At 54.0% G+C, this 26,333-nt stretch carries 27 protein-coding genes, 1 pseudogene and 1 other annotated feature; of the genes and pseudogenes, 18 read left to right on the top strand and 10 right to left on the bottom strand.

Annotated features, from left to right (window positions below; genetic code table 11):
* Positions 1-336: 336 nt before the first annotated feature.
* Together cysB and topA are read right to left on the bottom strand one after the other, a co-directional pair.
* Positions 337-1,311, bottom strand: coding sequence for an HTH-type transcriptional regulator CysB (gene cysB / locus HFD95_RS00365; protein WP_003853865.1), 975 nt, complete (start codon positions 1,309-1,311; stop codon positions 337-339).
* 184 nt (positions 1,312-1,495) lie between these two features.
* Positions 1,496-4,120 (bottom strand): type I DNA topoisomerase, encoded by a 2,625-nt coding sequence (topA, locus tag HFD95_RS00360; RefSeq protein WP_010244475.1) that lies wholly within the window; start codon positions 4,118-4,120, stop codon positions 1,496-1,498.
* A 371-nt stretch (positions 4,121-4,491) separates the two neighbouring features.
* On the opposite strand from topA, the gene HFD95_RS00355 reads away from it, so the two are divergent.
* Positions 4,492-4,740, top strand: coding sequence for a DUF2498 family protein (locus tag HFD95_RS00355; protein WP_167429690.1), 249 nt, complete (start codon positions 4,492-4,494; stop codon positions 4,738-4,740).
* Between the two features lie 31 nt (positions 4,741-4,771).
* On the opposite strand, the gene sohB is transcribed toward HFD95_RS00355, so the two are convergent.
* Positions 4,772-5,818 (bottom strand): protease SohB, encoded by a 1,047-nt coding sequence (gene sohB, locus HFD95_RS00350; protein WP_010244469.1) that lies wholly within the window; start codon positions 5,816-5,818, stop codon positions 4,772-4,774.
* A 173-nt stretch (positions 5,819-5,991) separates the two neighbouring features.
* On the opposite strand from sohB, the gene HFD95_RS00345 reads away from it, so the two are divergent.
* Complete coding sequence (locus tag HFD95_RS00345) at positions 5,992-6,753, top strand: YciK family oxidoreductase (RefSeq protein ID WP_010670249.1); 762 nt, start codon at positions 5,992-5,994, stop codon at positions 6,751-6,753.
* The gene (gene cobO, locus HFD95_RS00340; protein ID WP_010670250.1) at positions 6,753-7,343 is read left to right on the top strand and encodes a cob(I)yrinic acid a,c-diamide adenosyltransferase; all 591 of its coding nucleotides are present in this window, start codon (positions 6,753-6,755) and stop codon (positions 7,341-7,343) included. The genes HFD95_RS00345 and cobO overlap by 1 nt, the downstream gene beginning before the upstream one ends.
* A 54-nt stretch (positions 7,344-7,397) precedes the next feature.
* Here cobO and rluB read toward each other — a convergent pair whose 3' ends face one another.
* Positions 7,398-8,288, bottom strand: coding sequence for a 23S rRNA pseudouridine(2605) synthase RluB (gene rluB / locus HFD95_RS00335; protein ID WP_010670251.1), 891 nt, complete (start codon positions 8,286-8,288; stop codon positions 7,398-7,400).
* A 779-nt stretch (positions 8,289-9,067) separates the two neighbouring features.
* On the opposite strand from rluB, the gene HFD95_RS00330 reads away from it, so the two are divergent.
* Positions 9,068-9,715: a hypothetical protein gene (locus tag HFD95_RS00330; protein ID WP_010244455.1), complete on the top strand. Its 648-nt coding sequence runs from the start codon at positions 9,068-9,070 to the stop codon at positions 9,713-9,715.
* 10 nt (positions 9,716-9,725) lie between these two features.
* Here the strand turns inward: HFD95_RS00330 and HFD95_RS00325 are convergent, their stop codons facing one another.
* Both HFD95_RS00325 and HFD95_RS00320 read right to left on the bottom strand, forming a co-directional pair.
* A complete protein-coding gene (locus HFD95_RS00325; RefSeq protein WP_003853883.1) occupies positions 9,726-10,346 on the bottom strand; it encodes an L-threonylcarbamoyladenylate synthase in 621 nt (206 codons plus the stop codon).
* 12 nt (positions 10,347-10,358) lie between these two features.
* Complete coding sequence (locus tag HFD95_RS00320; RefSeq protein ID WP_181955249.1) at positions 10,359-11,276, bottom strand: PHP domain-containing protein; 918 nt, start codon at positions 11,274-11,276, stop codon at positions 10,359-10,361.
* A 120-nt stretch (positions 11,277-11,396) separates the two neighbouring features.
* Positions 11,397-11,498, top strand: a sequence feature (Trp leader region).
* 23 nt (positions 11,499-11,521) lie between these two features.
* Between HFD95_RS00320 and HFD95_RS00315 the strand changes: the two genes are divergently transcribed.
* The 6 genes and pseudogenes from HFD95_RS00315 (at position 11,522) to HFD95_RS00285 (ending at position 18,549) form a co-directional block, all read left to right on the top strand.
* Positions 11,522-13,087, top strand: a complete 1,566-nt coding sequence (locus HFD95_RS00315) for an anthranilate synthase component 1 (protein WP_010670253.1) — start codon at positions 11,522-11,524, stop codon at positions 13,085-13,087.
* A pseudogene (gene trpD, locus HFD95_RS22005) lies at positions 13,087-14,681 on the top strand (bifunctional anthranilate synthase glutamate amidotransferase component TrpG/anthranilate phosphoribosyltransferase TrpD). The gene HFD95_RS00315 and the pseudogene trpD overlap by 1 nt, the downstream one beginning before the upstream one ends.
* 2 nt (positions 14,682-14,683) lie before the next feature.
* On the top strand, positions 14,684-16,045 hold the full coding sequence (gene trpCF / locus HFD95_RS00300; RefSeq protein ID WP_010244438.1) for a bifunctional indole-3-glycerol-phosphate synthase TrpC/phosphoribosylanthranilate isomerase TrpF: 1,362 nt from the start codon (positions 14,684-14,686) through the stop codon (positions 16,043-16,045).
* A gap of 46 nt (positions 16,046-16,091) precedes the next feature.
* Positions 16,092-17,282, top strand: coding sequence for a tryptophan synthase subunit beta (trpB, locus tag HFD95_RS00295; RefSeq protein WP_010244436.1), 1,191 nt, complete (start codon positions 16,092-16,094; stop codon positions 17,280-17,282).
* Complete coding sequence (gene trpA, locus HFD95_RS00290; RefSeq protein ID WP_010244433.1) at positions 17,282-18,085, top strand: tryptophan synthase subunit alpha; 804 nt, start codon at positions 17,282-17,284, stop codon at positions 18,083-18,085. Before trpB ends, trpA begins: the two co-directional genes overlap by 1 nt.
* Positions 18,086-18,234: 149 nt before the next feature.
* Positions 18,235-18,549, top strand: coding sequence for a BON domain-containing protein (locus HFD95_RS00285; RefSeq protein ID WP_010244430.1), 315 nt, complete (start codon positions 18,235-18,237; stop codon positions 18,547-18,549).
* A 56-nt stretch (positions 18,550-18,605) separates the two neighbouring features.
* On the opposite strand, the gene ompW is transcribed toward HFD95_RS00285, so the two are convergent.
* Positions 18,606-19,241, bottom strand: coding sequence for an outer membrane protein OmpW (gene ompW, locus HFD95_RS00280; RefSeq protein ID WP_029519099.1), 636 nt, complete (start codon positions 19,239-19,241; stop codon positions 18,606-18,608).
* Between the two features lie 249 nt (positions 19,242-19,490).
* Between ompW and HFD95_RS00275 the strand changes: the two genes are divergently transcribed.
* Genes HFD95_RS00275 through yciA form a run of 4 tightly spaced genes read left to right on the top strand, consistent with a single transcriptional unit; the run spans position 19,491 to position 21,741 of the window.
* The gene (locus tag HFD95_RS00275; RefSeq protein ID WP_167429688.1) at positions 19,491-19,907 is read left to right on the top strand and encodes a YkgJ family cysteine cluster protein; all 417 of its coding nucleotides are present in this window, start codon (positions 19,491-19,493) and stop codon (positions 19,905-19,907) included.
* A gap of 27 nt (positions 19,908-19,934) precedes the next feature.
* Positions 19,935-20,669 (top strand): YciC family protein, encoded by a 735-nt coding sequence (locus tag HFD95_RS00270; RefSeq protein WP_010244420.1) that lies wholly within the window; start codon positions 19,935-19,937, stop codon positions 20,667-20,669.
* 51 nt (positions 20,670-20,720) lie between these two features.
* A complete protein-coding gene (locus tag HFD95_RS00265) occupies positions 20,721-21,260 on the top strand; it encodes a septation protein A (protein WP_010244416.1) in 540 nt (179 codons plus the stop codon).
* Between the two features lie 58 nt (positions 21,261-21,318).
* Positions 21,319-21,741, top strand: coding sequence for an acyl-CoA thioester hydrolase YciA (gene yciA, locus HFD95_RS00260; protein WP_010670258.1), 423 nt, complete (start codon positions 21,319-21,321; stop codon positions 21,739-21,741).
* 36 nt (positions 21,742-21,777) lie between these two features.
* Here the strand turns inward: yciA and tonB are convergent, their stop codons facing one another.
* Positions 21,778-22,533, bottom strand: a complete 756-nt coding sequence (tonB, locus tag HFD95_RS00255; protein ID WP_029519101.1) for a TonB system transport protein TonB — start codon at positions 22,531-22,533, stop codon at positions 21,778-21,780.
* Positions 22,534-22,730: 197 nt separating this feature from the next.
* Here tonB and HFD95_RS00250 point away from each other — a divergent pair, with 197 nt between their 5' ends.
* Both HFD95_RS00250 and HFD95_RS00245 read left to right on the top strand, forming a co-directional pair.
* The gene (locus HFD95_RS00250) at positions 22,731-23,027 is read left to right on the top strand and encodes a YciI family protein (RefSeq protein WP_010244407.1); all 297 of its coding nucleotides are present in this window, start codon (positions 22,731-22,733) and stop codon (positions 23,025-23,027) included.
* Between the two features lie 77 nt (positions 23,028-23,104).
* Complete coding sequence (locus tag HFD95_RS00245; protein ID WP_010670260.1) at positions 23,105-23,290, top strand: hypothetical protein; 186 nt, start codon at positions 23,105-23,107, stop codon at positions 23,288-23,290.
* Between the two features lie 226 nt (positions 23,291-23,516).
* Here HFD95_RS00245 and ycgZ read toward each other — a convergent pair whose 3' ends face one another.
* On the bottom strand, positions 23,517-23,759 hold the full coding sequence (gene ycgZ, locus HFD95_RS00240) for a regulatory protein YcgZ (RefSeq protein ID WP_010244401.1): 243 nt from the start codon (positions 23,757-23,759) through the stop codon (positions 23,517-23,519).
* Between the two features lie 448 nt (positions 23,760-24,207).
* Between ycgZ and HFD95_RS00235 the strand changes: the two genes are divergently transcribed.
* The gene (locus HFD95_RS00235) at positions 24,208-24,435 is read left to right on the top strand and encodes a hypothetical protein (protein ID WP_231631310.1); all 228 of its coding nucleotides are present in this window, start codon (positions 24,208-24,210) and stop codon (positions 24,433-24,435) included.
* Positions 24,436-24,489: 54 nt separating this feature from the next.
* Here the strand turns inward: HFD95_RS00235 and HFD95_RS00230 are convergent, their stop codons facing one another.
* Entirely contained in the window at positions 24,490-24,663 is a 174-nt protein-coding gene (locus tag HFD95_RS00230) for a YciY family protein (RefSeq protein WP_003853917.1), read from the bottom strand.
* A 170-nt stretch (positions 24,664-24,833) separates the two neighbouring features.
* On the opposite strand from HFD95_RS00230, the gene cls reads away from it, so the two are divergent.
* Positions 24,834-26,294 (top strand): cardiolipin synthase, encoded by a 1,461-nt coding sequence (gene cls / locus HFD95_RS00225; protein WP_010244396.1) that lies wholly within the window; start codon positions 24,834-24,836, stop codon positions 26,292-26,294.
* Positions 26,295-26,333: the final 39 nt, after the last annotated feature.

Raw genomic sequence — 26,333 nt, 5'->3', positions numbered from 1 at the left:
CGGAACTAATATTTAATTAAAAAACCCGCTAAAAAATTTGAGTTAATTTAAAAACAGATCCACTCAAAACTATAGATAACACTTAAGAACCTTATGTTTACTGGCTTCCCACGTTAGCTCTTAACTGGAGTATGGGAATATTCCTGGCAAGCCGCAAAGTGACATAGTTAAAAATGTGTTGTAATTCGCATTTAAGAAAGCCCGATGAGGAAACATGTGATCAATGTTTCATTTACAAAAAAATCATAAAAACTTTTGAGTCTCATTTGGCGCTAAAGCCTGGAGACAAAAAAGGCTGCACCAGGCAGCCTTATGTTTACGCGGGGAGGTTAAATTCTATTTAAACGGCAGTTTGATATCTTTAAACATCGCTTCAATGTCTTCATTGGAGCGCAACGCAACCGCAGTATCTACCACATCGCGCGTCAGGTGCGGTGCAAAACGTTGGATAAAATCATACATATAGCTGCGCAGGAAGGTGCTGCGGCGGAATCCAATCTTAGTGGTGCTGTTGGTAAAGATATCGGCGGCTTCAATGCGAATCAGGTCAGGATCGGCCACCGGATCTACTGCCATGCTGGCGATAACGCCAACCCCTAGGCCTAAGCGGACATAAGTTTTGATTACGTCGGCGTCGGTCGCGGTAAAGACGATGCGTGGCGTTAAACCTGCACGATTGAAAGCCGTATCCAGTTCTGAACGCCCGGTAAAGCCAAAGGTGTAGGTCACAAGGGGATATTCGGCCAGCTCCTCAATGGTGACCTGCCCTTTTCCTGCCAGCGGATGATCGGCAGTCACCACAATCGCCCGATTCCAGTGGTAGCACGGCAGCATGATTAAATCGTCATAGAGATGCAGGGCTTCGGTGGCGATGGCAAAATCTGCATTACCTTTGGAGACGGCTTCGGCGATCTGAGTTGGAGAACCCTGATGCATGTGCAAAGAGACGCGAGGATAGCGCTCAATAAATCCTTTGATCACACCAGGCAGCGCGTAGCGAGCCTGAGTGTGCGTGGTTGCGACATAGAGCGAGCCTTTATCAGGCCAGGTGTGTTCACCGGCTACCGATTTAATCGCATCCACTTTGGAGAGAACTTCACGCGCTATACGGATAATCTCTTCCCCTGCAGGCGTGACCTGGGTGAGATGTTTACCGCTGCGGGCAAAGATTTGCACGCCCAGTTCATCTTCCAGCATACGCACCTGTTTACTGATGCCGGGTTGAGAGGTGTAGAGACCTTCCGCCGTCGAAGAGACGTTGAGATTGTGATTGACCACTTCAACGATATAGCGCAACTGCTGTAATTTCATATCTATTCCATCCCGGTAAGTTACAGAGTCGCATCCCCGGTTGACGTATAGTCGCGAGGGTAAAAAGATGCTATGCATCAGGAAAGGTCGGAAATGCTATAACAACTATATCAGTTTAAGTGAGAGAGTAGAACGGATTGATATAAGGCTCAGAAAAAGGCCAGCGAGCGCTGGCCTTCAGGGATTACTTTTTCGCTTCCTGCCATTTGCCATCTATATAGAAGGCCGACCAGCCGGTTGCCTTGCCCTCTTTTTCTGAGGAGACATACTGCTGTTTGGTCTTGCGGCTGAACCGCACCAGCGTTTTGTTGCCTTCCGGATCGGCTGCTGGCGCATCGGCCAGATATTTCAGCTTCTCAGGCAGACGATCTTTGAAGCGCTGAAGCTCTTCCACCAGCGGCGCACGCGTCTCGCGTGATTTCGGGAAGGTGTTGGCCGCGAGGAAAACGCCCGCCGCACCGTCACGCAACACGAAGTAAGCATCTGACTTCTCACACGCCAGCTCTGGCAGCGGAACCGGATCCTCTTTCGGCGGTGCAACTTCACCACTGCGCAGGATCTTGCGGGTGTTTTTGCACTCTTCATTGGTACACGCCATGTACTTACCAAAGCGTCCCATCTTCAGGTGCATCTCCGAACCACACTTCTCGCACTCCACTACCGGGCCGTCATAGCCTTTGATGCGGAATTCGCCCTTCTCAATCTCGTAACCATCACATTCCGGGTTATTACCGCAGACATGCAGTTTACGTTCGTTATCGATCAGGTAGCTGTCCATGGCCGTACCACACTTCTGGCAGCGACGACGGGCACGCAGGGCGTTGGTTTCAGCATCATCCCCTTCCAGAATATTGAGAACTTCATTTTCCGGGATCAGGTTGATGGTCTGTTTGCAGCGCTCTTTAGGCGGCAGCGCATAGCCGGAACAGCCCAGGAAGACGCCGGTACTGGCAGTTCGAATCCCCATCGGACGGCTACAGGTCGGGCAGTCAATCGAGGTCAGCACCATCTGGTTCGGCTGCATCCCGCCCTCTTCAGGATCTTTCTCAGCCAGTTCAAGCTGCTGGGTAAAATCGGTGAAAAAGTGGTCGAGTACCGCTTTCCATTGCGCCTGGTTATTGGCAACCTGGTCAAGGTTGCTCTCCATGCGGGCGGTGAAATCATAATTCATCAGTTCGCGGAAGTTCTCTTCCAGACGATCGGTGACGATTTCACCCATTTTTTCCGCATAAAAACGGCGGTTTTCAACCCGTACGTAGCCACGATCCTGAATCGTCGAGGTAATGGCGGCGTAGGTGGATGGACGACCAATTCCGCGCTTCTCCAGCTCGCGCACCAGTGACGCTTCGCTGAAGCGCGCCGGTGGCTTGGTGAAGTGCTGACCGGGCAGCAGTTGCTGCAGGTCCAGAACATCACCCACGCTTACCGCAGGCAGCGTACGATCTTCATCATTCTTACGCAGCGCAGGCATCACTTTGGTCCAGCCGTCGAAACGCAGAATACGGCCTTTCGCTTTGAGCCGGAAATCACCGGCGGCGGCAGTAATGGTGCTGGAGTCATATTTTGCTGGTGTCATCTGACAGGCAACAAACTGACGCCAGATCAGCTGATAGAGTTTCTGCGCATCCGCTTCCATATCTTTCAGCTTTTCCGCCACCACTTCCACATCAGAAGGACGAATCGCTTCGTGCGCTTCCTGGGAGTTCTCTTTGCTGGCGTAAGTTATGGCGTTTTCAGGCAGATACTTTTTACCGAAATTGCTTTCGATATAGCCACGCGCCATGGCGACCGCATCCTGACTCAGGTTGGTCGAATCAGTACGCATATAAGTAATGTGGCCCGCTTCATACAGCCGCTGAGCCATCATCATGGTCTTCTTGACGCCAAAGCCGAGACGGGTGCTGGCAGCCTGCTGCAGTGTCGAGGTGATATAAGGCGCGCCCGGCTTGCTGCTGGTCGGCTTATCTTCACGATCCACGATCTCATAGCGTGCTTTTTCCAGCAGCGCGACGGCGGCATACGTCTCGTCGCGGTTGACCGGACGGAAGGCTTTATCGCCTTTGTGCGTCACGTCCATCGACAGCTCATCGCCTTTCGGCGTGGTCAGCGCGGCATTAACTTCCCAGTACTCTTCGGGAACAAAAGCTTTAATCTCACGTTCACGTTCCACCACCAGGCGAACGGCAACGGATTGCACACGTCCGGCAGAGAGACCACGAGCGATCTTTTTCCACAGCAGTGGCGAGACCATGTAGCCCACCACGCGATCCATAAAGCGACGCGCCTGCTGAGCATTCACCCGATCAATATTCAGTTCGCCCGGCTTTTCAAACGCCTGACGAATCGCATTCTTGGTTATTTCGTTAAACACGACGCGACTGAAGCGCGAGTCATCACCACCAATCACTTCCCGCAGGTGCCAGGCAATGGCTTCCCCTTCGCGGTCAAGGTCGGTTGCGAGATAGATGTGGTCAGCATTGGCGGCTAACGCCTTCAGTTCGGCAACCACTTTCTCTTTGCCGGGCAGAATCTGATAGTCCGCTTCCCAGCCGTGATAGGGGTCAACACCCATGCGGCTGACGAGTGCGGCCTTCTCATCTTTTTTAACTTTTTTGACTTTTTTGTCAGTCGAAGCGTCTTTGACTTTCTTATCTGTCGAGGCGTCAGCACTTTTCTTCGCGGTTGAACCACTGGTCGGCAGATCCCGGATATGACCCACGCTGGATTTAACCACGTAATCACTACCCAGGTATTTATTGATTGTTTTAGCCTTTGCCGGGGACTCAACAATAACGAGTGCTTTACCCATATTTACCTTTACCTAATGAAAACATCCTGCTTAACGGGAGAGGATTGGATGCCCAAAAACCCAATGGGTTCAATATTGCTGCGCCTGTTTAACATTTCAAGGCGGAGGGGTCAATCTCAGATCAGATGATGTGGCGTTATGCAACTGCATGATAAAGAGTGCTTTTTCTATCTGAACTCATCGCACATCCTGGTGCAAAATCCCTGAAATCGGAATCGCCCACACTCTACCTGATAAAATCTGTTACGCAACTTAATTAGCACTCAGCCCGGACTTACGCCAGGTTTTCATCGATTACACCGATTTGTCACACCCTGTGACTCGCCAGTAATATAGAAAGGATTGGAGTACTGTCAAACAGGAGTCAATAAATGCAGAGTTCAACTCAGGCTATTTCCCGCCAGGCGTTGCTGGAAAAGGCCAATGCGCTGATCAAAGAACATGATGATTATTTAGCGGGAATGCAGGCGGATGAGGTGATTCAGCAGGGAGAAGTGCTGGTATTTGGCGGACCGTTTTTTCTCGATGCCGATGGAGTGCCGACGGCTAAAACCACGGCGGTGTTTAACGTGTTCAAACACCTTGCCGTGGTGCTGTCGCCGCTCTACCACCTGGAATGAAAAAACCCGGCGCAGGCCGGGTTTCGCATCATCAGAGCAGTGGCTTTTCGCCGCGCTGCCAGAGTTTCAGCAGCAGGCGCTCTGCCACCGAGCCGGCGCTCTGCGTAAAGCGATCCATCACCTTACGGCGGCGGGCATAATGCACGCCGAGCACGCTGAACTTATCCATCTGACGGATGATCAGATCATCGCTGGTGCCGATTTCGTCAACCAGGCCGAGGTCCAGCGCCTGGCGGCCATACCAGTGTTCACCGGTTGCCACCTGATCGATGTCGAGTGACGGGCGCATCTGGTGGACAAACTGCTTGAACAGCAGGTGCGTTTCGTCGAGATCTTCCTGGAATTTCTCACGTCCCTCTTCGGTGTTTTCACCAAACAGCGTCAGCGTGCGCTTGTACTGTCCGGCGGTATGCAGCTCAATATCAATATCGTTCCGTTTCAGCAAGCGGTTGAAATTGGGGATCTGCGCGACCACGCCGATGGAGCCAATAATCGAGAAAGGTGCCGCCACAATACGATCGGCTACGCAGGCCATCATGTAACCGCCGCTGGCCGCCACTTTATCCACGGCCGCCGTGATGCGCAGACCCTGATCGCGCAGACGCTGCAGCTGCGAGGCTGCCAGGCCATAGCCATGAACCACGCCACCAGGGCTTTCAAGACGCAGCAGCACTTCATCGCCAGGCTGTTTCACAGCCAGCACGGCTGAAATCTCTTCACGTAGTGAGGTCACCTCATGGGCGTCCATGCTGCCTTTGAAATCGAGTACATAGAGCGTGGGCTTCGCACTGTCTGTCTGCCCCTGCTTCGCCGCCTGCTTTTCCGCTTTGGCTTTCAGCTTTTCACTTTTCTTATGATTTTTCAGCCAGACTTTTTGTGCCTGAGGCTTCATTTTTGCCAGCTGCAAATCCTCTTTCATCTGTTGATAGTCATCATCCAGATGAGTCAGTCGAAGCTGACCGTTTTGTGCCCGTTTGCGTAACGCGGCATTCATCACAATCATGACAATCACAGCGACGGCAACCACCAGTGTCACCACTTTCGCTAAAAACAGTCCATACGTTGAAATAAAATCCATAGGTCGCCTTAGTAAACTGAGAATCAAAAACAGTTCGCCAGTTTAGCCGTTTTGCCCCGCTTCGTCGCCTGAAATGCCAGCAGCTGGCACAGAATGCGTGGGTTGGCGATTGCGCCCATTCGTAAATTCAGGCATAAAGCGGAATCATGCTGTTTTCGCTGGAGGACCCCGCTGTGCATTATCAACCGAAAAGCGACCTGCTCAATCATCGCATTATCCTGGTCACTGGCGCTTCAGATGGCATTGGCCGGGAAGCGGCGCTGACTTATGCCCGCTATGGCGCAGAAGTGATCCTGATGGGCCGTAACCCTGAGAAGCTTCAGCAGGTCGAACAGGCGATCAATCAACTCAATCTCTGTCCTGCTCACACTGTGGTGTTCGATCTGGCCGAAGCGACACCGGAACGTTGTCAGCAGGTGGCAGAACAGCTGGCACAGCAGTTTCCGCGTCTTGACGGCGTGCTGCATAACGCCGGTATCCTCGGTGAGATTGTGCCGCTGGCTGAGCTCGACCCACAGGTCTGGCAGCAGGTGATGAACATCAACCTGGACGCCACCTTCTTCCTGACGCAGGCGCTGTTGCCGCTGCTGTTAAAATCTGATGCCGGTTCACTGGTGTTTACCACCTCCAGCGTGGGCCGTACCGGTCGCGCGGGCTGGGGGGCTTACGCCGTCTCTAAATTTGCTACCGAAGGCATGATGCAGGTACTGGCTGATGAGTATAAGAACCAGTCGCTGCGGGTGAACTGTATTAATCCGGGCGGGACGCGAACCAAAATGCGTGCCAGCGCGTTCCCGCAGGAAGATGCCAATAAGCTGAAAACCCCTGCCGATTTGATGCCGCTCTACCTTTATCTGATGGGTGATGACAGCCGTCGCAAAACCGGGATCAGCTTTGATGCCCAGCCAGGCAGAAAACCGGGAGCCGCTGAATAATGGCTGACGATCGTCATCAACAGCGTCAGCAACGGTTAAAAGAACAGGTAGATGCGCGTATTGCTGCAGCCACGGAGGTTCGTGGCATCCTGATGGTCTTTACCGGCAATGGCAAAGGCAAAACGACTGCGGCCTTTGGCACCGCACTCCGCGCCACCGGTCATGGCAAACGCGTGGCGGCTATCCAGTTCATTAAAGGTGACTGGCCGAATGGCGAGCGAAACCTGCTGGAACAGCACGGTGTTGAATTTCAGGTGATGGCAACCGGCTTTACCTGGGATACGCAGAACCGCGAAACGGATACCGCCGCCTGTCTGGCGGTGTGGCAGCATGCAAAACGGATGCTGGCCGATGAGCAGCTGGATCTGGTGGTGCTCGACGAAATCACCTATATGGTCAGCATGGATTATCTGCCACTGGAAGAGCTGATAGCGGCCCTGCAACAGCGCCCGGCGCATCAGAGCGTCATCATTACCGGACGTGGCTGTCATCGCAGCCTGACTGAGATGGCGGATACGGTGACTGAGATGCGGCCGGTTAAGCACGCTTTTGATGCCGGGATACAGGCTCAGCAGGGAATTGACTGGTAACAGAAAAAGAAAACGCAGCCCTGGGGCTGCGTTTTTAGCGATCGGGCAACGTGATTAACCGGAGTTACGTTTGCTGCCCGGATTGCGGCGTGGTGCACGTGGGGTGCTGCTCACTTTACTGTGACGTTTCACGGCACGACGAATCTGGTTCGCTTTGGTGCGACGACGATCTTTTTCGACCACCAGTTTGGTAACCGTTTCATCATCCATCTCCACCAGGTTACGCAGGTAGTTAACCGCAGGCAGATCCAGTTCGGTCCAGCCACCGCGTGGCAGGCCTTTTGGCAAGGTGATATCGCCGTAGCGAACACGCATCAGACGACTGACCTGCACGCCGACCGCTTCCCATAAACGACGCACTTCACGGTTACGTCCTTCGGTCAGAGTCACGTTGTACCACTGGTTGATCCCTTCTCCACCGCCAAATTTCAGGGTTTTAAAGGCAGCCGGGCCATCTTCCAGCTGAACGCCCTTGCTCAGCTGACGAATTTTATCATCGTCGACCTGACCAAAGACGCGCACCGCATATTCACGTTCCACTTCACGGCTCGGATGCATCAGGCGGTTCGCCAGTTCACCGTCAGTGGTGAAGAGCATCAGACCACAGGTGTTCACATCCAGACGGCCAACGGCAATCCAGCGTGAACCGCGCAGACGAGGCAGACGGTCAAATACCGTTGGGCGCCCTTCAGGATCGCTGCGGGTACAGAGTTCACCTTCTGGTTTGTAGTAAGCCAGCACGCGGCAAACTTCGGTTGCTGATTCAGCAATCGAGACCAGATGGCCATCAATACGGATTTTCAGAGATTTGCTGCTTTCAACGCGGTCGCCCAGGGTGGCGATCTTGCCGTCGACGCTGACACGGCCAGCGGCAATCATTGATTCGATTTCACGACGCGAGCCATGACCGGCACGCGCTAAGACTTTCTGTAACTTTTCGCTCATTGAGCTTCCTCTTTGTCGCCTTCCCAGGCGTCACGGTAGGGTGATAATTCTTTCTGAATCAACAGGTTAACCTATTAATTCGGCCCCATTATACAGGCATTTACCCCTGAAGTAACGCGCTTTATGAGTGGGTCTGAAGCGAATTAAGAAGGGTCAGCCTCTGATAGTTTTAGATCTGATAATATCTGACGCTGATTTAAATAATCCCCGTGCATCTGACAGGAATAAGATTAATAAAATGCATGTATTAAAAACTTTATAGCTGATGACAATTAAATTTTCTAACCACTTCAGTTTCATCAACGTAATGTTCTGGTGATAAAAACCTTAACACTATCTTACACTTTCGCTGGTTTTCCCTTGCTTTTATTCTTCTTAAAAAAACATCAAAGTCAGCACAAACAACTGTTTTAATGACTTAATCCATTATAACCGCTCGGTAAATACAAAAAAGCCAGATTTTTCTTAACGCAGATTTATTTAAGGCCTTATTTTCAAGGACATTTGATTCTTATTAGCTTTAATAAATTGTACGACACTATTAAGCTGATATACTTTATTCCTGTAGCACAATAAAAAGCAGGACTCACGACAGAGGGGTCTTGCAACAATGAAGTCCGGCTTTTGTTATTCGTTTATAAAAATAGTCTTTTTAGATTAATCCAATAAACCGGCGCATCCGGAGTTGTTGCGTTAATACGGTTCAGTGATGAACCTTGCTTGCATGTCAAAAATCTTCACCAGGGATTTCCCGACATGCCTGAATAAAGAAACCCATCATGAAAAACCTGTTGCTGTGCCCGGTGCTTGCTGCACTGGTGCTGAGCGGGTGTTCTGTGGGCCATACTGAGTACAGTCGTACGGCGATGCAGCACGTAGATATGAGCGTGACTGGCATTCCGACGATCCTCGGTCTCGGCACACTGGGCACCAGCATTCCTCTGACGCCTGAATATAGCCTGACAGCTGCGCACGTTGCCAAAACTGCCGTGCAGCGCGTCAAGTCTTATCACCCTTATTGCGACCTTGCGATTATTTATCACAAGAATGACGCCAGCACGCTGACTAAGTTCCGCAGCAGCGACATCGGCGATCCGGTTAAAATGTATGGCTACAGTTTTATTTCAGCGATGCCGGTTGAATCGACCGGAGTTAATTTAGCCCGTACGGCTATTCGGAATAACTGGAATAAAAGTCCCTGTATAGCCATGGCCTCCAATGCAGGTGTTGTTCAGGGGATGTCGGGCGGCGGCGTTTATAACCGTGATGATACGCTGGGCGGCGTGATTGTTGGCTATTCTGACTCGATTAAAAATGGGCGTAATAACAAAGTGATCCTGAAAGATGTGTCACTTTATATTCCTTACGGCCAGTTCAAAAGCTGGTTAGAGTCGAATCTGGCCCAGACACCGACACGCGGTGCCTGAGCCTGAGGGCTTACAGGAACGGGCGGGTATCGCCCACCCCTTCACGCACAATTTCCGGCGCATCGGTGGTCAGATCGACCACCGTGGTCGGCTGCTGGCCCAGCGTGCCGCCGTCGATAATCAGATCGACCAGCTTGCCGATGCTGTGCTGGATCTCTTCCGGATCGGACTCGGTGAAATCGTTGCCCGGCAGAATTAATGAGGTCGACATCATCGGCTGATTCAGTGCTTCCAGCAGCGCCAGCGCCACGGGATTAGAGGGCACGCGCAGACCAATGGTCTTACGTTTTTCATTCATCAGGCGGCGCGGCACCTCTTTGGTCGCCTTGAGAATAAAGGTGTAGTTGCCTGGCGTGTTGTTTTTCAGCAGGCGAAACGCTGAGTTGCCCACCTGCGAATAGACCGACAGCTCAGAGAGATCCCGGCACATCAGGGTAAAGTTGTGGTGCCCGTCGAGCTGACGGATACGACAGATACGCTCCATCGCGCCCTTCTCCTCCAGCCGACAGCCCAGCGCATAGCCGGAATCGGTTGGATAAACAATGACGCTGCCTTTGTTCAGGTAGTCAACCGCCTGATTAATCAGGCGAGGCTGCGGGTTGTCCGGATGAATATGAAACAATTGACTCATAGAAACCTCGTGTCACCTTTCCGTGATTGCCAGGCTGGGAGCCAGATCCGGGAAGCGCTCCCAGACCGGCTCAACCGCCGCGGGCAGCCAGAGTTTGCGGCCCAGTTCAATCCACGGACAGGGTTGATGAAAATCAGAACCTTGTGATGCGGCCAGTTCATTATCTCTGGCGTATTGCGCCAGCGTCGTGCGCTCATTAGGCGGCTGCTGGCACTGCGCGACTTCCATCGCATCACCGCCCGCTTCGCGGAAATGGGCGACCAGCCGTTTGAGCCACTTTGCCGATAAACCGTAACGGCCAGGATGCGCCAGCACGGCGCAGCCACCAGAATGATGAATAGCATCAATAGCTTGTTTAATTGTACACCATTGTGGCGGCACGTAACCGGTTTTGCCACGCGCCAGATAATTTTTGAACACCTGCGCCATATTCTCTGCTTTACCCTGCTCAATAAGGAAGCGGGCAAAGTGACCGCGGGTAATGATGCCGCCATCAGCCAGTCGCGTCGCTCCCGCTAGGGCATCCGGGATACGTGCCTTCGCCAGTCGCTCACCAATCTCTTCTGCACGTGCTTGCCGACAGGCATGTTGTCCGGCCAGAAACGCCACCATCGCCGGATGGCGGATATCAATGTTCAGTCCCACGATGTGAATCTCATGGTTTTCCCACAGGGTGGAGATTTCTGCGCCCGCCAGCACTTTTATCGGTAAATCGTAATCGATTGCCGTTTGCTGCGCTTCATCAACCCCTGCAACGCTGTCGTGATCGGTGATCGCCAGTACGCCGACGCGCATCTCAACCGCTCGCTGCACCAGGGCGGCTGGGGTCAGTAAGCCATCGGAGGCACGCGTGTGGCTGTGTAAATCATAAACCGGGAAACGGGCGATATCGCTCAAGAGAACTCCTGCAAAAACTAAACCGGCCAGCATGATAACGATTTTCACGGTCAGTGAAAAAGTGTATTGACATTTCCGCTCTGAACCCGTTAACTAGTACACAAGTTCACACGTAACGGGTATTCAATCATGGCTGTTGTAATCACGCATTTAAACGGTTGGCGCAATGTTCCCGAAAACGGGCGACAGGGTCGTGCACACTTTGCGTAAACGCTGTGCTAATACCTGAGCCCGCCACCGAGCGGGCTTTTTTTTGAGCGAAATTCAGAGAAATCATCATGCCAAATGCGAAACCTACAGTGAAGTTGATTACCGGCACCGCACCCTACCGCGAAGATCCGGCCGCAGTGTTTCACCAACTGTGCGGCGCACGTCCGGCAACCCTGCTGCTTGAATCCGCTGACATCGACAGCAAACGCAACTTAAAAAGCCTGCTGATTGTCGACAGCGCGCTGCGCGTCAGCGCAATGGGCAACAATGTCACCGTTCAGGCGTTGTCAGAAAATGGCCGCGCCCTGCTGCCGCTGCTGGATGAGGCCCTGCCTGCGTCGGTCAGCAATCAGGTTCGTCCCGATGGACGTGAACTGACTTTCCCGCAGAGCACCGACCATCAGCAGGATGAAGATTCCCGCCTCAAGGCACTGTCGGTGTTTGATGCTTTGCGTCTGATTCCACAACTGGTCAACTCCCCTGCCGATGAGCGCGAAGCCGTGCTGCTGGGTGGCCTGTTTGCTTATGATCTGGTTGCCGGTTTTGAAACCCTGCCGGAGCTGGATAATCAGCAACGCTGCCCCGACTACTGTTTTTACCTGGCAGAAACCTTACTGGTAATCGATCACCAGACCCGCAGTGCGCGTCTGCAGGCCAGCCTGTTCTGCCCGTCCACCAGCGAGTTCCAGCGCCTGCAGCGCCGCATCGAGCAGTTGCACGGCCAGATGCTGCAGCCGGCACCGGCTCTGCCGGTCCAGCCGGTTGAACAGATGACGCTGACCACCAGCCAGAGTGATGAAGAGTATTGCGACGTAGTACGCACACTTCAGCAGGCGGTTCGTATCGGCGAAATTTTCCAGGTCGTGCCGTCACGTCGCTTCTCGCTGCCGTGCCCGTCGCCGCTGGCTGCTTATGAGACACTGAAAAACAGCAATCCCAGCCCCTATATGTTTTTCATGCAGGATCAGGATTTCTCCCTGTTTGGCGCGTCGCCGGAGAGTTCGCTGAAGTATGACGCCACCTCCCGTCAGATTGAGATCTACCCGATTGCCGGTACCCGCCCGCGTGGCCGCCATGCTGATGGCTCACTGGACCGCGATCTCGACAGCCGCATTGAGCTGGAGATGCGTACCGACCATAAAGAGCTGGCTGAGCATCTGATGCTGGTGGATCTGGCGCGTAACGATCTGGCGCGTATCTGCGTGCCCGGCAGCCGTTACGTGGCTGACCTGACCAAAGTCGACCGCTACTCGTTTGTGATGCATCTGGTTTCCCGCGTGGTGGGTACGCTGCGCGCGGACCTCGATGTGCTGCACGCTTATCGTGCCTGTATGAACATGGGCACGCTGAGCGGAGCACCAAAAGTTCGCGCCATGCAGTTGATTGCCGGGGCTGAACGCACCCGTCGCGGCAGCTACGGCGGCGCGGTGGGCTACTTCACCGCCCAGGGCGATCTCGATACCTGTATCGTTATCCGCTCCGCCTATGTAGAAGATGGCGTCGCCACCGTTCAGGCTGGCGCCGGTGTGGTGCTGGATTCTAATCCGCAGGCTGAAGCTGATGAAAGCCGTAACAAAGCGCGCGCCGTACTGCGCGCTATCGCGACTGCCCATCACTGCAAGGAGATCTTCTGATGGCCGATATTCTGCTGCTCGATAACATCGACTCTTTTACCTATAACCTGGTTGATCAGCTGCGGACCTTTGGTCACAACGTGGTGATTTACCGCAACAATCTGCCTGCCGAACTGCTTATTGAACAGCTGCAGCGGATGGAGAACCCGGTGCTGATGCTCTCTCCCGGTCCCGGCGCGCCAAAAGATGCTGGCTGTATGCCGGAGCTGCTGCGGGTGCTGCGTGGTCGTCTGCCAATTATCGGTATCTGTCTGGGTCACCAGGCGATTGTCGAAGCCTATGGCGGCCATGTGGGCCAGGCAGGCGAGATCCTGCACGGCAAAGCCTCTTCAATCGACCATGACGGCGAGGCGATGTTTGCCGGTCTGAGCAATCCGCTGCCGGTGGCGCGCTATCACTCGCTGGTGGGCAGCAACACGCCGGATGAGCTGACGGTGAACGCCAGTTACAACGGGATGGTGATGGCCGTTCGCCATGAAACCGATCGCGTATGCGGGTTTCAGTTCCATCCTGAATCGATTTTGACTTCTCAGGGTGCGCGCCTGCTTGAGCAGACGCTGGCCTGGGCGCTGGCGAAGTAACAGGGAGAATAAACATGCAACAGACACTGGAAAAACTTTACCAGGCGCAGACGCTGAATCAGGCTGAGAGTCATCAGCTGTTCAGCGCCATCATTACCGGACAGCTGGAGCCAACGCAGCTCGCTGCCGCGCTGATCGCCATGAAGGTGCGCGGTGAAACGCCGGAAGAGATCGCCGGAGCCGCCACCGCGCTGCTGGAAGATGCCAAACCTTTTCCCCGCCCTGATTATGCGTTTGCGGACATTGTGGGCACCGGCGGCGATGGCAGTAACAGCATTAATATCTCGACTGCCAGCGCCTTTGTCGCCGCGACCTGCGGTCTGAAAGTGGCGAAGCACGGTAACCGCAGCGTCTCCAGCAAATCGGGCTCCTCCGATCTGCTGGCCGCCTTTGGCATCAATCTCGATATGCCCGCTGACCGGGCGCGCCAGGCGCTGGACGATCTGAATGTCTGCTTCCTGTTTGCGCCGCAGTATCACACCGGTTTTCGCCACGCGATGCCGGTCCGCCAGCAGCTTAAGACCCGTACGCTGTTTAACGTGCTGGGCCCGCTGATCAACCCGGCACGCCCGCCACTGGCAGTGATTGGTGTTTACAGCCCGGAACTGGTGATGCCGATTGCTCAGACGCTGAAAGTGCTGGGTTATCAGCGCGCGGCGGTGGTTCACGGTGGCGGAATGGATGAGGTGGCGCTGCACGATGTAACCCATGTGGCCGAACTGCGTGAAGGTGAAATTACGCGCTATCAGCTCTCGCCAGAGGACTTTGGTTTTGGCTTCCATCCCAAAGAGGCGCTGGCGGGCGGCACGCCGGAAGAAAATCGTGACATTCTGACCTCTTTACTCCAGGGTAATGGCCAGCAGGCCCATGAGGAGGCCGTCGCCGTCAACGTGGCGATGTTGCTTAAAGTATTCGGTCAGGAAGATCTGCGTGAAAACGCACAGCAGGCGCTTAACGCCATCCGCAGCGGACAGGCTTATGAGCGTGTCGTCGCACTGGCAGCAAGAGGATAATCATGAAAGGCACCGTGTTAGAAAAAATTGTTCAGGACAAAGCGATTTGGGTTGAAGCCCGTCAGCAGCAGCAGCCTCTCTCTACCTTTCAGAACAGCATTGAACCCGCCAGCCGTCATTTCTACGACGCGCTGCAGGGTGCAAGAACCGCGTTTATCCTGGAGTGTAAAAAGGCCTCTCCCTCGAAAGGCATTATTCGTGAGGATTTCGATCCAGCCGCCATTGCCGGAGTCTACCGCCACTACGCTTCCGCGGTGTCTGTGCTGACCGATGAGAAATATTTTCAGGGCGACTTCGCCTTTCTGCCGATTGTCAGCGCGGCCATCACCCAGCCGGTACTGTGCAAAGATTTTATCATCGACCCTTATCAGATCTATCTGGCACGTTACTACCAGGCGGATGCGATTCTGCTGATGCTGTCAGTGCTGGATGATGAGCAGTATCGTCAGCTGGCCGCCGTGGCGCACAGCCTGAAGATGGGCATTCTGACTGAAGTAAGTAATGAAGAGGAACTGGAGCGGGCTATCGCGCTGCAGGCCAAAGTCGTGGGTATCAACAACCGCGATCTGCGTGACCTCTCTATCGATCTTAACCGCACGCGTCAGCTGGCACCGCGCCTGTCGCACGGCGTCACGGTAATCAGCGAATCAGGCATTAACAGCTATGCCGATATTCGCGAGCTGAGCCACTTTGCCAACGGCTTCCTGATTGGTTCTGCACTGATGGAAGAAGCCGACCTGACCGCAGCGGTGCGTCGGGTCACGCTGGGCAGCAATAAAGTGTGCGGCCTGACCCGTGCCGAAGATGCGCGCGCCGCCTATGAAGCCGGGGCAATCTATGGTGGTCTGATCTTCGCGGAAGGTTCCCCGCGCCAGATTGACACCGCTACGGCGCAGACCGTTATCGCTGCGGCCCCGCTGCGCTACGTCGGCGTGTTCCGCAATGCTGCTATGAGTGACATTGTCACGCAAGCCGGTGCGCTTTCACTCTCTGCGGTGCAGCTGCATGGCAACGAGACGCCGGCGTTTGTGGCTGAACTGCGTGCGGCTCTGCCAGCAGAGATTCAAATCTGGAAGGCGCTGCGCATTGAAGGCACCTTGCCGGCGCGCGACTGGCCTCATGTTGACCGTTATGTGTTTGATAATGGCGACGGCGGGACCGGACAGCGTTTCGACTGGTCACTGTTGCAGGGACAGACGCTCAACAACGTGCTGCTGGCCGGTGGCCTGAGCGCGGATAACTGTGTTGAAGCCGCACAGCTCGGCTGTGCCGGACTGGACTTCAACTCTGGCGTGGAAAGCGCGCCTGGCATCAAAGATGCCCGTAAAATTGCCGCTGTGTTTCAGACACTGCGAGCCTACTGATTTGCCTGGCCTGCTCAACGGCGGGCCCGAGAAAGGAAGATAAAAAATGACGTTACTTAATCCCTACTTTGGCGAATTTGGCGGAATGTATGTTCCGCAAATCCTGATGCCAGCCCTGCGCCAGCTGGAACAGGCGTTTGTCGACGCCCAGAAAGATCCTGAGTTTCAGGCCGAGTTTACCGACCTGCTGAAGAACTATGCGGGTCGCCCTACCGCCCTGACGCTGTGCAAAAATCTGACTAAAGGCACCAAAACCCGCCTCTATCTTAAGCGTGAAGATCTGCTGCACGGTGGCGCGCACAAGACCAACCAGGTGCTGGGTCAGGCGTTATTAGCAAAACGCATGGGCAAAAACGAAATCATTGCCGAAACCGGTGCGGGTCAGCACGGCGTGGCTTCAGCGCTGGCCTGTGCGCTGCTGGGCATGAAATGCCGCATCTACATGGGCGCAAAAGATGTGGAGCGTCAGTCACCCAACGTCTTCCGTATGCGTCTGATGGGCGCAGAAGTGATCCCAGTGCACAGCGGCTCCGCCACGCTGAAAGATGCCTGTAACGAAGCGCTGCGCGACTGGTCTGGCAGCTACGAGACATCACACTATATGCTCGGCACCGCGGCGGGTCCGCATCCCTTCCCGACGATTGTGCGTGAGTTCCAGCGCATGATTGGCGAAGAGACTAAGAAGCAGATTCTGGAAAGAGAGGGTCGCCTGCCCGATGCGATCCTCGCCTGTGTGGGCGGCGGCTCCAACGCCATCGGCATGTTTGCCGACTTTATCGATGAGACCAGCGTGAAGCTGATCGGCGTAGAGCCTGCGGGCCACGGCATTGAGACCGGCGAGCATGGCGCGCCGCTCAAGCACGGTCGCGTCGGCATCTACTTCGGTATGAAATCGCCGATGATGCAGACCCATGATGGCCAGATTGAGGAGTCTTACTCCATCTCTGCCGGCCTCGACTTCCCGTCTGTAGGCCCGCAGCATGCTCACCTGAACAGCATTGGTCGTGCGGAATATGTCTCCATCACCGATAACGAAGCGCTGGCCGCCTTTAAACAGCTCTGTCGCGATGAAGGTATCATTCCGGCGCTGGAGTCATCCCACGCCCTGGCGCACGCCATGAAGATGATTCAGGCCGAGCCGGAAAAAGAGCAGTTGATTGTGGTCAACCTCTCTGGCCGCGGCGACAAAGATATTTTCACCGTTCATGACATTTTGACAGCGCAGGGAGAAATCTGATGGAACGTTACAATCAACTGTTTACGCGTCTGTCAGCGAATAACGAAGGGGCTTTCGTTCCTTTTGTTACGCTGGGCGATCCGTCACCGGAGCTTTCACTGCGTGTGATTGATGCCCTGGTTGAAGGAGGCGCGGATGCACTGGAGCTGGGTATTCCCTTTTCCGATCCCCTTGCAGATGGCCCGACCATCCAGAATGCGACGTTACGCGCCTTTGCGGCGGGCACCAACACCAGCCAATGCTTTGAAATGCTGGCCACTATCCGCCGTAAGTATCCGGATCTGCCGATTGGATTGCTGATGTACGCCAATCTGGTCTTCACCAACGGTGTGGATGAGTTCTATGCCCGTTGTGCAGAGGCGGGTGTGGATTCGGTGCTGGTGGCGGATGTGCCCGTTGAAGAGTCCGCGCCCTTCCGTCAGGCGGCGCTGCGTCATGGCATAGCACCCATCTTCATCTGTCCGCCTAACGCCAGCGATGAGCTGCTGCGCGAGATCGCTTCACACGGACGGGGTTACACCTACCTGCTGTCGCGCGCGGGCGTGACCGGTGCTGAAAACCGCGCCAGCCTGCCGTTGCAGCATCTGATCGACAAGCTGCGTGAATACCATGCAGCCCCGCCGCTGCAGGGCTTTGGTATCTCTGAGCCTGAACAGGTTAAGGAAGCGATCGCCGCGGGCGCTGCGGGCGCGATCTCCGGCTCTGCGATTGTCAGAATCATCGAAAAACATCATTCAGAGCCTGAGGTGATGCTGAGCGAGCTGAAGAACTTTGTCAGCCGTCTTAAAGCCGCCAGCCGTTAATCCTGCCAGCATGCCTTATCGCGCGATAAGGCATGATTTGTTTCCTTTTTTTTCATTCCCCCATTTGCCCTTTTTGCAAAATCTGCACCACAATGACAATGCGCCGTTACGGTAACGTCGCATCCATTTTGTGACAGGGAGAGAAAGCAATGAAATTCGTTAAACTGCTGACAGGTGCTGTACTGGCGGGCGTGGTTGCGCTGACACTGAGCGCCTGTGCGCCAACCGCAACCAAAGAGGGAACCGGTGGCTATATTGATGACACCGTGGTGACCACAAAAGTTAAAGGTGAACTGCTGAAAGATGACTCGCTGAAATCAACTGAAATCAACGTAGAAACCTTCAAAGGTAAAGTTCAGCTGAGCGGTTTTGTTTCATCACCACAGATGGCTAACCGTGCCGTTCAGGTTACGCGCAGCGTGGCGGGCGTGAAGTCCGTTGTTAACAATATGCAGATCAAATAACGTCTTAACAGACAAAAAAGGCCGCTGATTCAGCGGCTTTTTTATTATCTTTATCCTCAGAAACGGTAACCCGCTCCGAAGAAGAAGACCCAGGGATCGATGCGCATATTGATATTCTGCTGCTCGCCACCCGCTTTAAACTTCACTTCCGTATCAATATCCATGTACCACACCGACGCATTCAGCATCCAGTCACGGTTAATCTGATAATCCAGACCGACCTGACCCGCCACACCCCAGGAATCCTTCACGCTGAGATCGGTCAGGCCCGCATCGCGGCCCGTTTGATTGAAATCGGCATCGTAAAAGGTGGTGTAGTTGATACCCACGCCAACGTAAGGACGCGCTTTGCTCTTGCTGTCAAAGAAGTAGTACTGCGCCATCAGCGTAGGCGGTAACTGGCGTACTGTTGCCAGTGTTCCGGTCGGGCCCAGGCCCACTTTGTGACGGAACGGTGTGGCGGCCAGTAATTCGACACCAATGTTGTCGGTTGCCATGTAAGTAAAGGTCAGGCCCAGCTGCGTGTCGTTGGATGCGCTGAACTCGCCCATCCCTAACACATTATCGGAACCTTCGGTGGGCCGGACGGTGGCACTACCGGCACGCATAAAGAAGTCGCCTGCTTCGTGGGCCATCGACAGTTGGGGAAAAGCCAGAGCCAGCAGCATCGCGCATTTTGCCAGTTTCATCATCACTCCTTTGCTTAATGTGAATGTCGCGAACGTCATCGCTTTTTGCTGGCAAATATTTAACGTGATTTACAGAAAATTGCACTCTGTACCCTTCAGATAAATTACTTAAAAAACAATGAATTGATTTAGATCAATTTCGGTTCAGGCTGTCGCAGCAAAATTCCCCTTGCTGAATAATTTCGCCAGGCCTATTTTGCTTATCTTCTCTGGTGATTTTGGTTCGATGCCCTGGGAGGGGCGGGTGATCAAATGAGTGAAATAACTAACCCTTGTGTCAGCTGTGGCGCCTGCTGCGCCCATTTCCGCGTCTCATTTTACTGGGCCGAAGCCGATGATGCCGGCGGCCCGGTGCCGACCGCATTAACCGAACCGCTCAGCCTGTTAATGCGCAATATGCGTGGAACGAACGATCGCGCGCCGCGCTGCGTTGCCCTTGAGGGCGACATTGGCGGCTGTGTCTCCTGCGGAATTTACGAACAACGTCCGTCGCCCTGTCGGGAGTTTTCGATGTCGGGCGAAGCCGGTATCCACAATGAAGCCTGCGATCGCGCCCGCGCCAGATATGGTCTTCCCGCCCTTTTTTCTCCATCTTTACCTGTCATGACAGAAAGTTATGCCGCAGCGGGTGCCAGCGAGCTGCCAGAACATGTACAATCGCCGGGTTAATTAACCCGGTTCCTCAAAGGAGTGTACATGTCTATCACGGCAAGCTCGTTATACCGTGACACAGGAAATTTCGCGCGCCATCAACTGGCTACGGTGCTGTTGATGTCGCTGCTGGCCGCTTTTATCACCGTCATGCTGGTGCATGTGCTGACGCCAGGTGCCGATCAGATGGCCCTCCTGCAACAGGGTGACGATAGCGCCGGTTCGCTGTTTGAGATGGTGCAGAATATGTCACCGGAACAGCAGCAGGTGCTGCTGCGCGCCTCGGCGGCCAGCACCTTCGCTGCGCTGATGGGGAACACGCTGCTGCTTGGCGGAATGCTCTATCTGATCCCGATGGTCTCTTCCGGCCAGCGTGTCAGTGCGTTGCGGGCGATTGGTGCTTCAGCGCCGCTGCTGCCAAAGCTGCTGCTGCTCACCTTCCTGATGACGCTGGTGGCGCAACTGGGCTTTATGGTGCTGGTGGTGCCAGGCATTCTGCTGACGATTCTGCTGTCGCTGGCTCCGGTGATGGTGGCCAGTGAGAAGATGGGTGTCTTTGCCGCCATGCGGGCCAGCATGCGGATGGCGTGGAAGAATGTGAAGCTGATTGCCCCCGCTATTCTGCTCTGGCTGCTGGCCAAAGTGGTGGTGATGCTGTTCTTCTCTTCGCTGACGGTTTTACCGCTGAATGTCTCGTCGGTGATTTTCACTGCGGCAGGCAATGTGGTTTCGGCGATGTTGATTATCTATCTTTATCGGCTCTATATGCTGTTACGTTGATTGACGATGTGCCTTCGGGCACATTTGCAGCCAACTCTGAATGGAAAAACTATGAAGCAGCTACTCGACTTTCTTCCCCTGGTGGTCTTTTTCATCTTCTACAAGCTGTATGACATTTTTGTCGCCTCGGGCGCGCTGATTGTCGCGACCGGTCTGGCGCTGGTTGTCAGCTGGGTGCTCTATCGCAAGCTGGAAAAGATGACGATTTTCACCTTTGTGCTGGTGGCGGTTTTTGGCACCCTGACGCTGGTGTTCCACAACGATGAGTTCATTAAGTGGAAAGTCACGGTTATCTACAGCCTGTTTGCCGCCGCCCTGCTCTACAGCCAGTGGTTTATGGAGCAGACGCTGATTCAGCGCATGCTGGGCAAAGAGCTGCAGCTGCCCGACGCGGTCTGGCGCCGGCTCAACGTTGCCTGGGCGCTGTTCTTCTTTATCTGCGGCCTGGTAAACATCTATGTCGCCTTTTGGTTATCTCAGGCGTTTTGGGTTAACTTTAAAGTGTTCGGTCTCTCCGGTCTGACCTTACTGTTTACCCTGCTCAGCGGGCTTTACATCTGGCGACAGATGCCGCAGCAGGAACAAAAATAATCATCTGCCCGGTCCGCCGGGCATTTTTTTAGCATTCACCTGCATAGAAGTGGAAGCAATGGGCGAAAAACATAAATTGCCGAAAGGCGAAATGGTGCTGCGTACGCTCGCCATGCCAGCAGATACCAACGCCAACGGCGATATTTTTGGTGGCTGGCTGATGTCACAGATGGATATGGGTGGCGCTATCCTGGCGAAAGAGATCGCTGAAGGACGCGTGGTGACGGTTCGCGTCGACGGCATGTCATTTATGAAGCCCGTCGCGGTGGGCGATGTGGTGAGCTGCCATGCGAGCTGTCTTCGTACCGGCAACAGTTCCATGACGATTAATGTGGAAGTGTGGATCAAAAAAGTGTCGTCTGAGCCGATTGGACAAACTTACATTGCGACGGAAGCGGTGTTTATTTATGTGGCGGTCGACAATGAGGGTAATTCCCGTCCTCTGCCAGCCGGTCGCGCTAACCAGCAACCCGGCGAATGAAAAACAGGTCAGGCTGTTTCAGCCTGACCTGACGCTTTATTCTATGCTGGCCCCACCATTAATCTTAAACACGATATTCATGGTCAGACCCTGCCCTGGCCGTCCGCTCTGATAGCGCCACTTTTTCATCGCCTGCTTAACTTCACGCTCAAACATATTGCGCGGCTCAGCAGAGAGGATCTGGATGTTATCCACCCGTCCCTCACTGTCCACATCAAACTTCACCCGTACCCGCCCCTCTACACGCAGTGCAAATGCGCGTTGTGGATAGCCAGGTTTACTGACGTTCAGTGCTTTTGGGCCGGTTGAGGCCGATGAGGTGGGTGACGGCGTAGATTTTGGCGCCGTGGTCGGTTTGTTCTGCGTCGCCGGGGCTTCCTGCTTAAACGGATCGGCCTGCGGTTTGCTCTCCTGACGCGGCTTCACCTCGCGTTTAGGCTGCTCCCGCTTGTGCTCTGGTTTCGGTTTGGGCTTTGGCTTAGGCTCAGGTTTGGGAATCGGCACCGGCTCCGCTTTCGGCGGTTCGGGCACGGGCTGAGGTTCCGGCACCGGTTCAGGTTCTGGCTGAGGTTCTGGCTGTGGTGCAGGCGGCTCCACGATGGCCGGTGCAGGCTCAGGCTGGACTTCAGGGGCGACCATGGTAACGCTGATGGGCTGCGACGCTTTGGGCACCTCAATCACCTGCTGGAATGAAGCATACAGAATTCCGGCTATCACGGCCCCATGCAAAGCAACAGACAACAACATGGAGACAGGCGTGCGTTTAGGTAATGGCATAGTCAGCGTGGTCATAACAGTCGCAGTGATTGAATGAAGCAGCGATTTTAAATGCAAATAGCAATCAGTTTCAATAACTCCCGCCATCCCGCCTGAAGAAAAGCGCTTTTTAGCCCTTTATGCTGAGCCATTCACCACTCTGAGGTTTCGTTTGCACTCTGAGGGGCAATCCCTTAACGTGTTGCGAAATTCTGGTTAATGGGAGTTCCTTAGTGCTTTACGTCATTTATGCAGAAGATACTGCAGATTCACTGGAAAAACGTAACGCCGTGCGCCCTGCCCATCTGGCACGGCTCAAACTGCTGCAGGAAGAGGGACGCCTGATCATTGCAGGCCCGATGCCTGCTGTCGACAGCAACGATCCTGGTGTAGCGGGCTTTACCGGCTCAACCGTGATTGCTGAATTCCCGTCATTAGAAGAAGCACAATCCTGGGCACAGGATGATCCCTACTTCGCCGCGGGCGTCTATAAGCAGGTTTCGGTTAAGCCGTTTAAACGCGTCTTCTGATCGTGACTCAGCATTGAAAATGGCTTCTGTGCCTGGCACAGAAGCCATTTTTATTTTGATCGTTCAAGAGAGGAAAGATGCAGATAATCATTCTGGGGCTACTGGCCATTATCGCTTTACTGATCGGCAGCGCGGTTTATCTCTGGCGAACTCAGGGCTGGCGTAATAAAAAGCAGTGGATTGTCATGCTGATCGTGCTGGCGGCGGCACTGCAGCTGGTGAACGTAACGCTGATGATGACGACACAACGTCTCGCTGGTTAATCAGACCTGAGGTTTCATTGCGACAGAGCAGCACATCACTCTCTGTCGCAGCAACCGGCCGGTCTGAATATTCTGCCTCGCGAATAAACGCAGCGACCAATTGATCTTAATAAATTAAAGCGTTGTTCTGAACGACATTGATAATAAACCGGTAGTACACCGGCCTGGTCTTTCAGTAATACACGCTCTCTTTAATATCCCGCCACTGGCTATTTTCAGCGATGAGTTAACCGCGATCCAGAATCAGGCCAATCAGCGCATGATAGTGCTGTTCTTCTTCCGGGCTGGTGACATGCTGTAAGCGGCCGATCAGTTTTGAGCAGATCGCTTTACGATTCAGACTACGACCCGAACTGATAATTTCCGTCACGACGGAGCCAAGAATGGCCTGTTGTGAGGGCTGCGCGGCGCTGTGTAAATAGGCGGAGATGTCAGAGACTGAAGCGGGAATACGAACGTTAGTCTGCATGGTTGACCCTCATAGGATTCATTTAAGATTAATAACCGATGCGATAAAGTTATACAACAACGAGCTATCTGTACAGATATTTAGCTTAAAAAATCAGATCGTCACGTTTTAATGACAATAAACTCATAAATAACAGCACATTACAACATTGTAAAGTTGTACAACTTGTTAGCCTGCGGTTTTTATCCTGTTAATATTCCCTCTTTAGTCCGCGCCTGCATGACCTGTTTTACTATTAAAATATGATCTTTCCGCCCTTTTTTTAGTATTAAAGAGGAATTATCTCGCAGAGCTGTCTACATTTACCCCTTGTGAGTTGAACCTCTGAATGGATGCACAGCACAGTCGCGGGCACATTATGCATAAAACTTATTCTGGCCAGTCCCTTACATTGCTCGACCCGCTGTTATCCCGGCTCCTTTCTATTGTTGACCCCAAAATAGAAGTAATGAGTGGTTACCCTGCTAATTGCTCAGTGTGGCTCACTGTCTATTATCAGCGTAAATCGCGTCAGTGGTCTTACGAATGGTACGATCGTGTGGGTTACCACAGGCCGAGTGAGCTGGGCAGCTCAATGGAATGTCTGATGCGCGAAGTCAGCGATCGTGGCGCGTCGCATCAGGAGCACCTGATAGCGCGACGGGCGATGGCAGAATCGGTTTTTTTTGAAGCCTGATTTGAAGTCTGAATAGCCTGCTTTGTCCGACAGGCTGAATTCACCGGGCTTTCGCTATATTATCTGCGTAATAAACAGAATCGAACGACGCTGCTGTTGTGCCAGCTGATGGCGAATGCAGTGGATACGCTTATACCGCCGCGACTGCCCTTCCAGCCAGCGTGAGCGGCGGCGATGCACCTGCCGTAACATTCTCCAGCGCGCCACTTCATTTCTGCTTCGTTTCATCACTTCCTCTCTGACGTCATACACACGAGATATACGCGAGGGCATTATAGAGATCTCTGCGGTAATGCCAAATCGGATCCTTCATCGAGGATGTCCGGGATAAAGGGTTCCGTTAGCCGTCATCTGCACGTAAACTTGCCGGACGAAAGCGCGAACGGGATGTCCACTTTATGACCACTTTTTATACCCTGATCAGCTGGTTGCTGGTGTTTGGTTACTGGCTGCTGATCGCCGGGGTTACGCTGCGCGTGTTGATGAAGCGACGGGCAGTGACATCCGCGATGGCCTGGCTACTGGTTATCTATATTCTGCCGCTGGTAGGGATTATCGCTTATCTCTCTTTTGGCGAACTCCATCTGGGTAAACGTCGTGCGGAGCGCGCCCGCACCATGTGGCCATCCACTGCCCGCTGGCTTACTGACCTTAAGCAGTGCCGTGAAATTTTTGCCACTGAACACAGCGACGTTGCGCGTTCGCTGTTTGAGCTTTGCTACCATCGTCAGGGCATCGCCGGGGTCAAGGGCAACCAGCTGCAGCTGCTCACCAGCGCCGACGACGTGATGCAGGCGTTGATTCGTGATATCCAGCTGGCCCGCCACAACATTGAGATGGTGTTCTATATATGGCATCCCGGCGGTCTGGCGGATGAAGTGGCGGAATCGCTGATGGCCGCATCACGCCGGGGCGTTCATTGCCGTCTGCTGCTCGACTCTGCGGGCAGTGTTACCTTTTTCCGCAGCCCCTGGGTCGGCATGATGCGCAATGCCGGAATCGATGTGGTGGAAGCGTTACAGGTCAGCCTGCTGCGCGTCTTCCTGCGACGGATGGATCTGCGTCAGCACCGCAAAATCGTACTCATTGATAACTACATCGCTTATACCGGCAGCATGAACCTGGTCGATCCGCGCTTCTTCAAACAGAGCGCGGGTGTCGGTCAGTGGATTGACCTGATGGCGCGAATGGAAGGCCCGGTTGCCACCGCGATGGGGATTGTTTTCAGCTGCGACTGGGAGATAGAGACCGGCAAACGCATTTTACCGCCGCCGCCCGATCGCAACATTATGCCGTTTGAACAGGAGAGCGGCCACACCGTGCAGGTGATCGCCTCCGGTCCCGGCTTCCCGGAAGATATGATCCATCAGGCGCTGCTGACTGCGGTCTATTCGGCACGTGAACAGTTGATCATGACCACGCCCTACTTAGTGCCGAGCGACGATCTGCTGCATGCTATCTGTACGGCGGCGCAGCGTGGCGTCAATGTCAGCGTGATTGTGCCTCGTCACAATGACTCGCTGCTGGTTGGCTGGGCCAGCCGCTCCTTCTTCAGTGAGTTGCTGGAAGCGGGCGTGAAAATTTATCAGTTTGAAGATGGCCTGCTGCACACCAAAAGCGTGCTGGTCGACGGACAACTGAGCCTGGTGGGAACCGTGAATCTCGATATGCGCAGTTTATGGCTGAATTTTGAAGTGACGCTGGTGGTTGATGATGCGGGTTTTGGCAGCGATCTCGCCTGTGTGCAGGATGACTATATCGCCCGTTCCCGCCTGCTGGATGGCAAGCGCTGGGCAAAACGTGCCTGGTGGCAACGCATCGTCGAACGACTGTTTTACTTCTTCAGTCCTTTACTGTAAAACGAGCCAGATTGTGTAAATGGCCGCAGGCCGACAGGA

This window comes from Pantoea sp. EKM10T (assembly GCF_011800685.1).
Classification (GTDB): Bacteria; Pseudomonadota; Gammaproteobacteria; order Enterobacterales; family Enterobacteriaceae; genus Pantoea; species Pantoea agglomerans.
The sequence above is the reverse complement of the archived record's forward strand: the minus strand, read 5'-3'. Positions and strand labels throughout refer to the sequence as shown.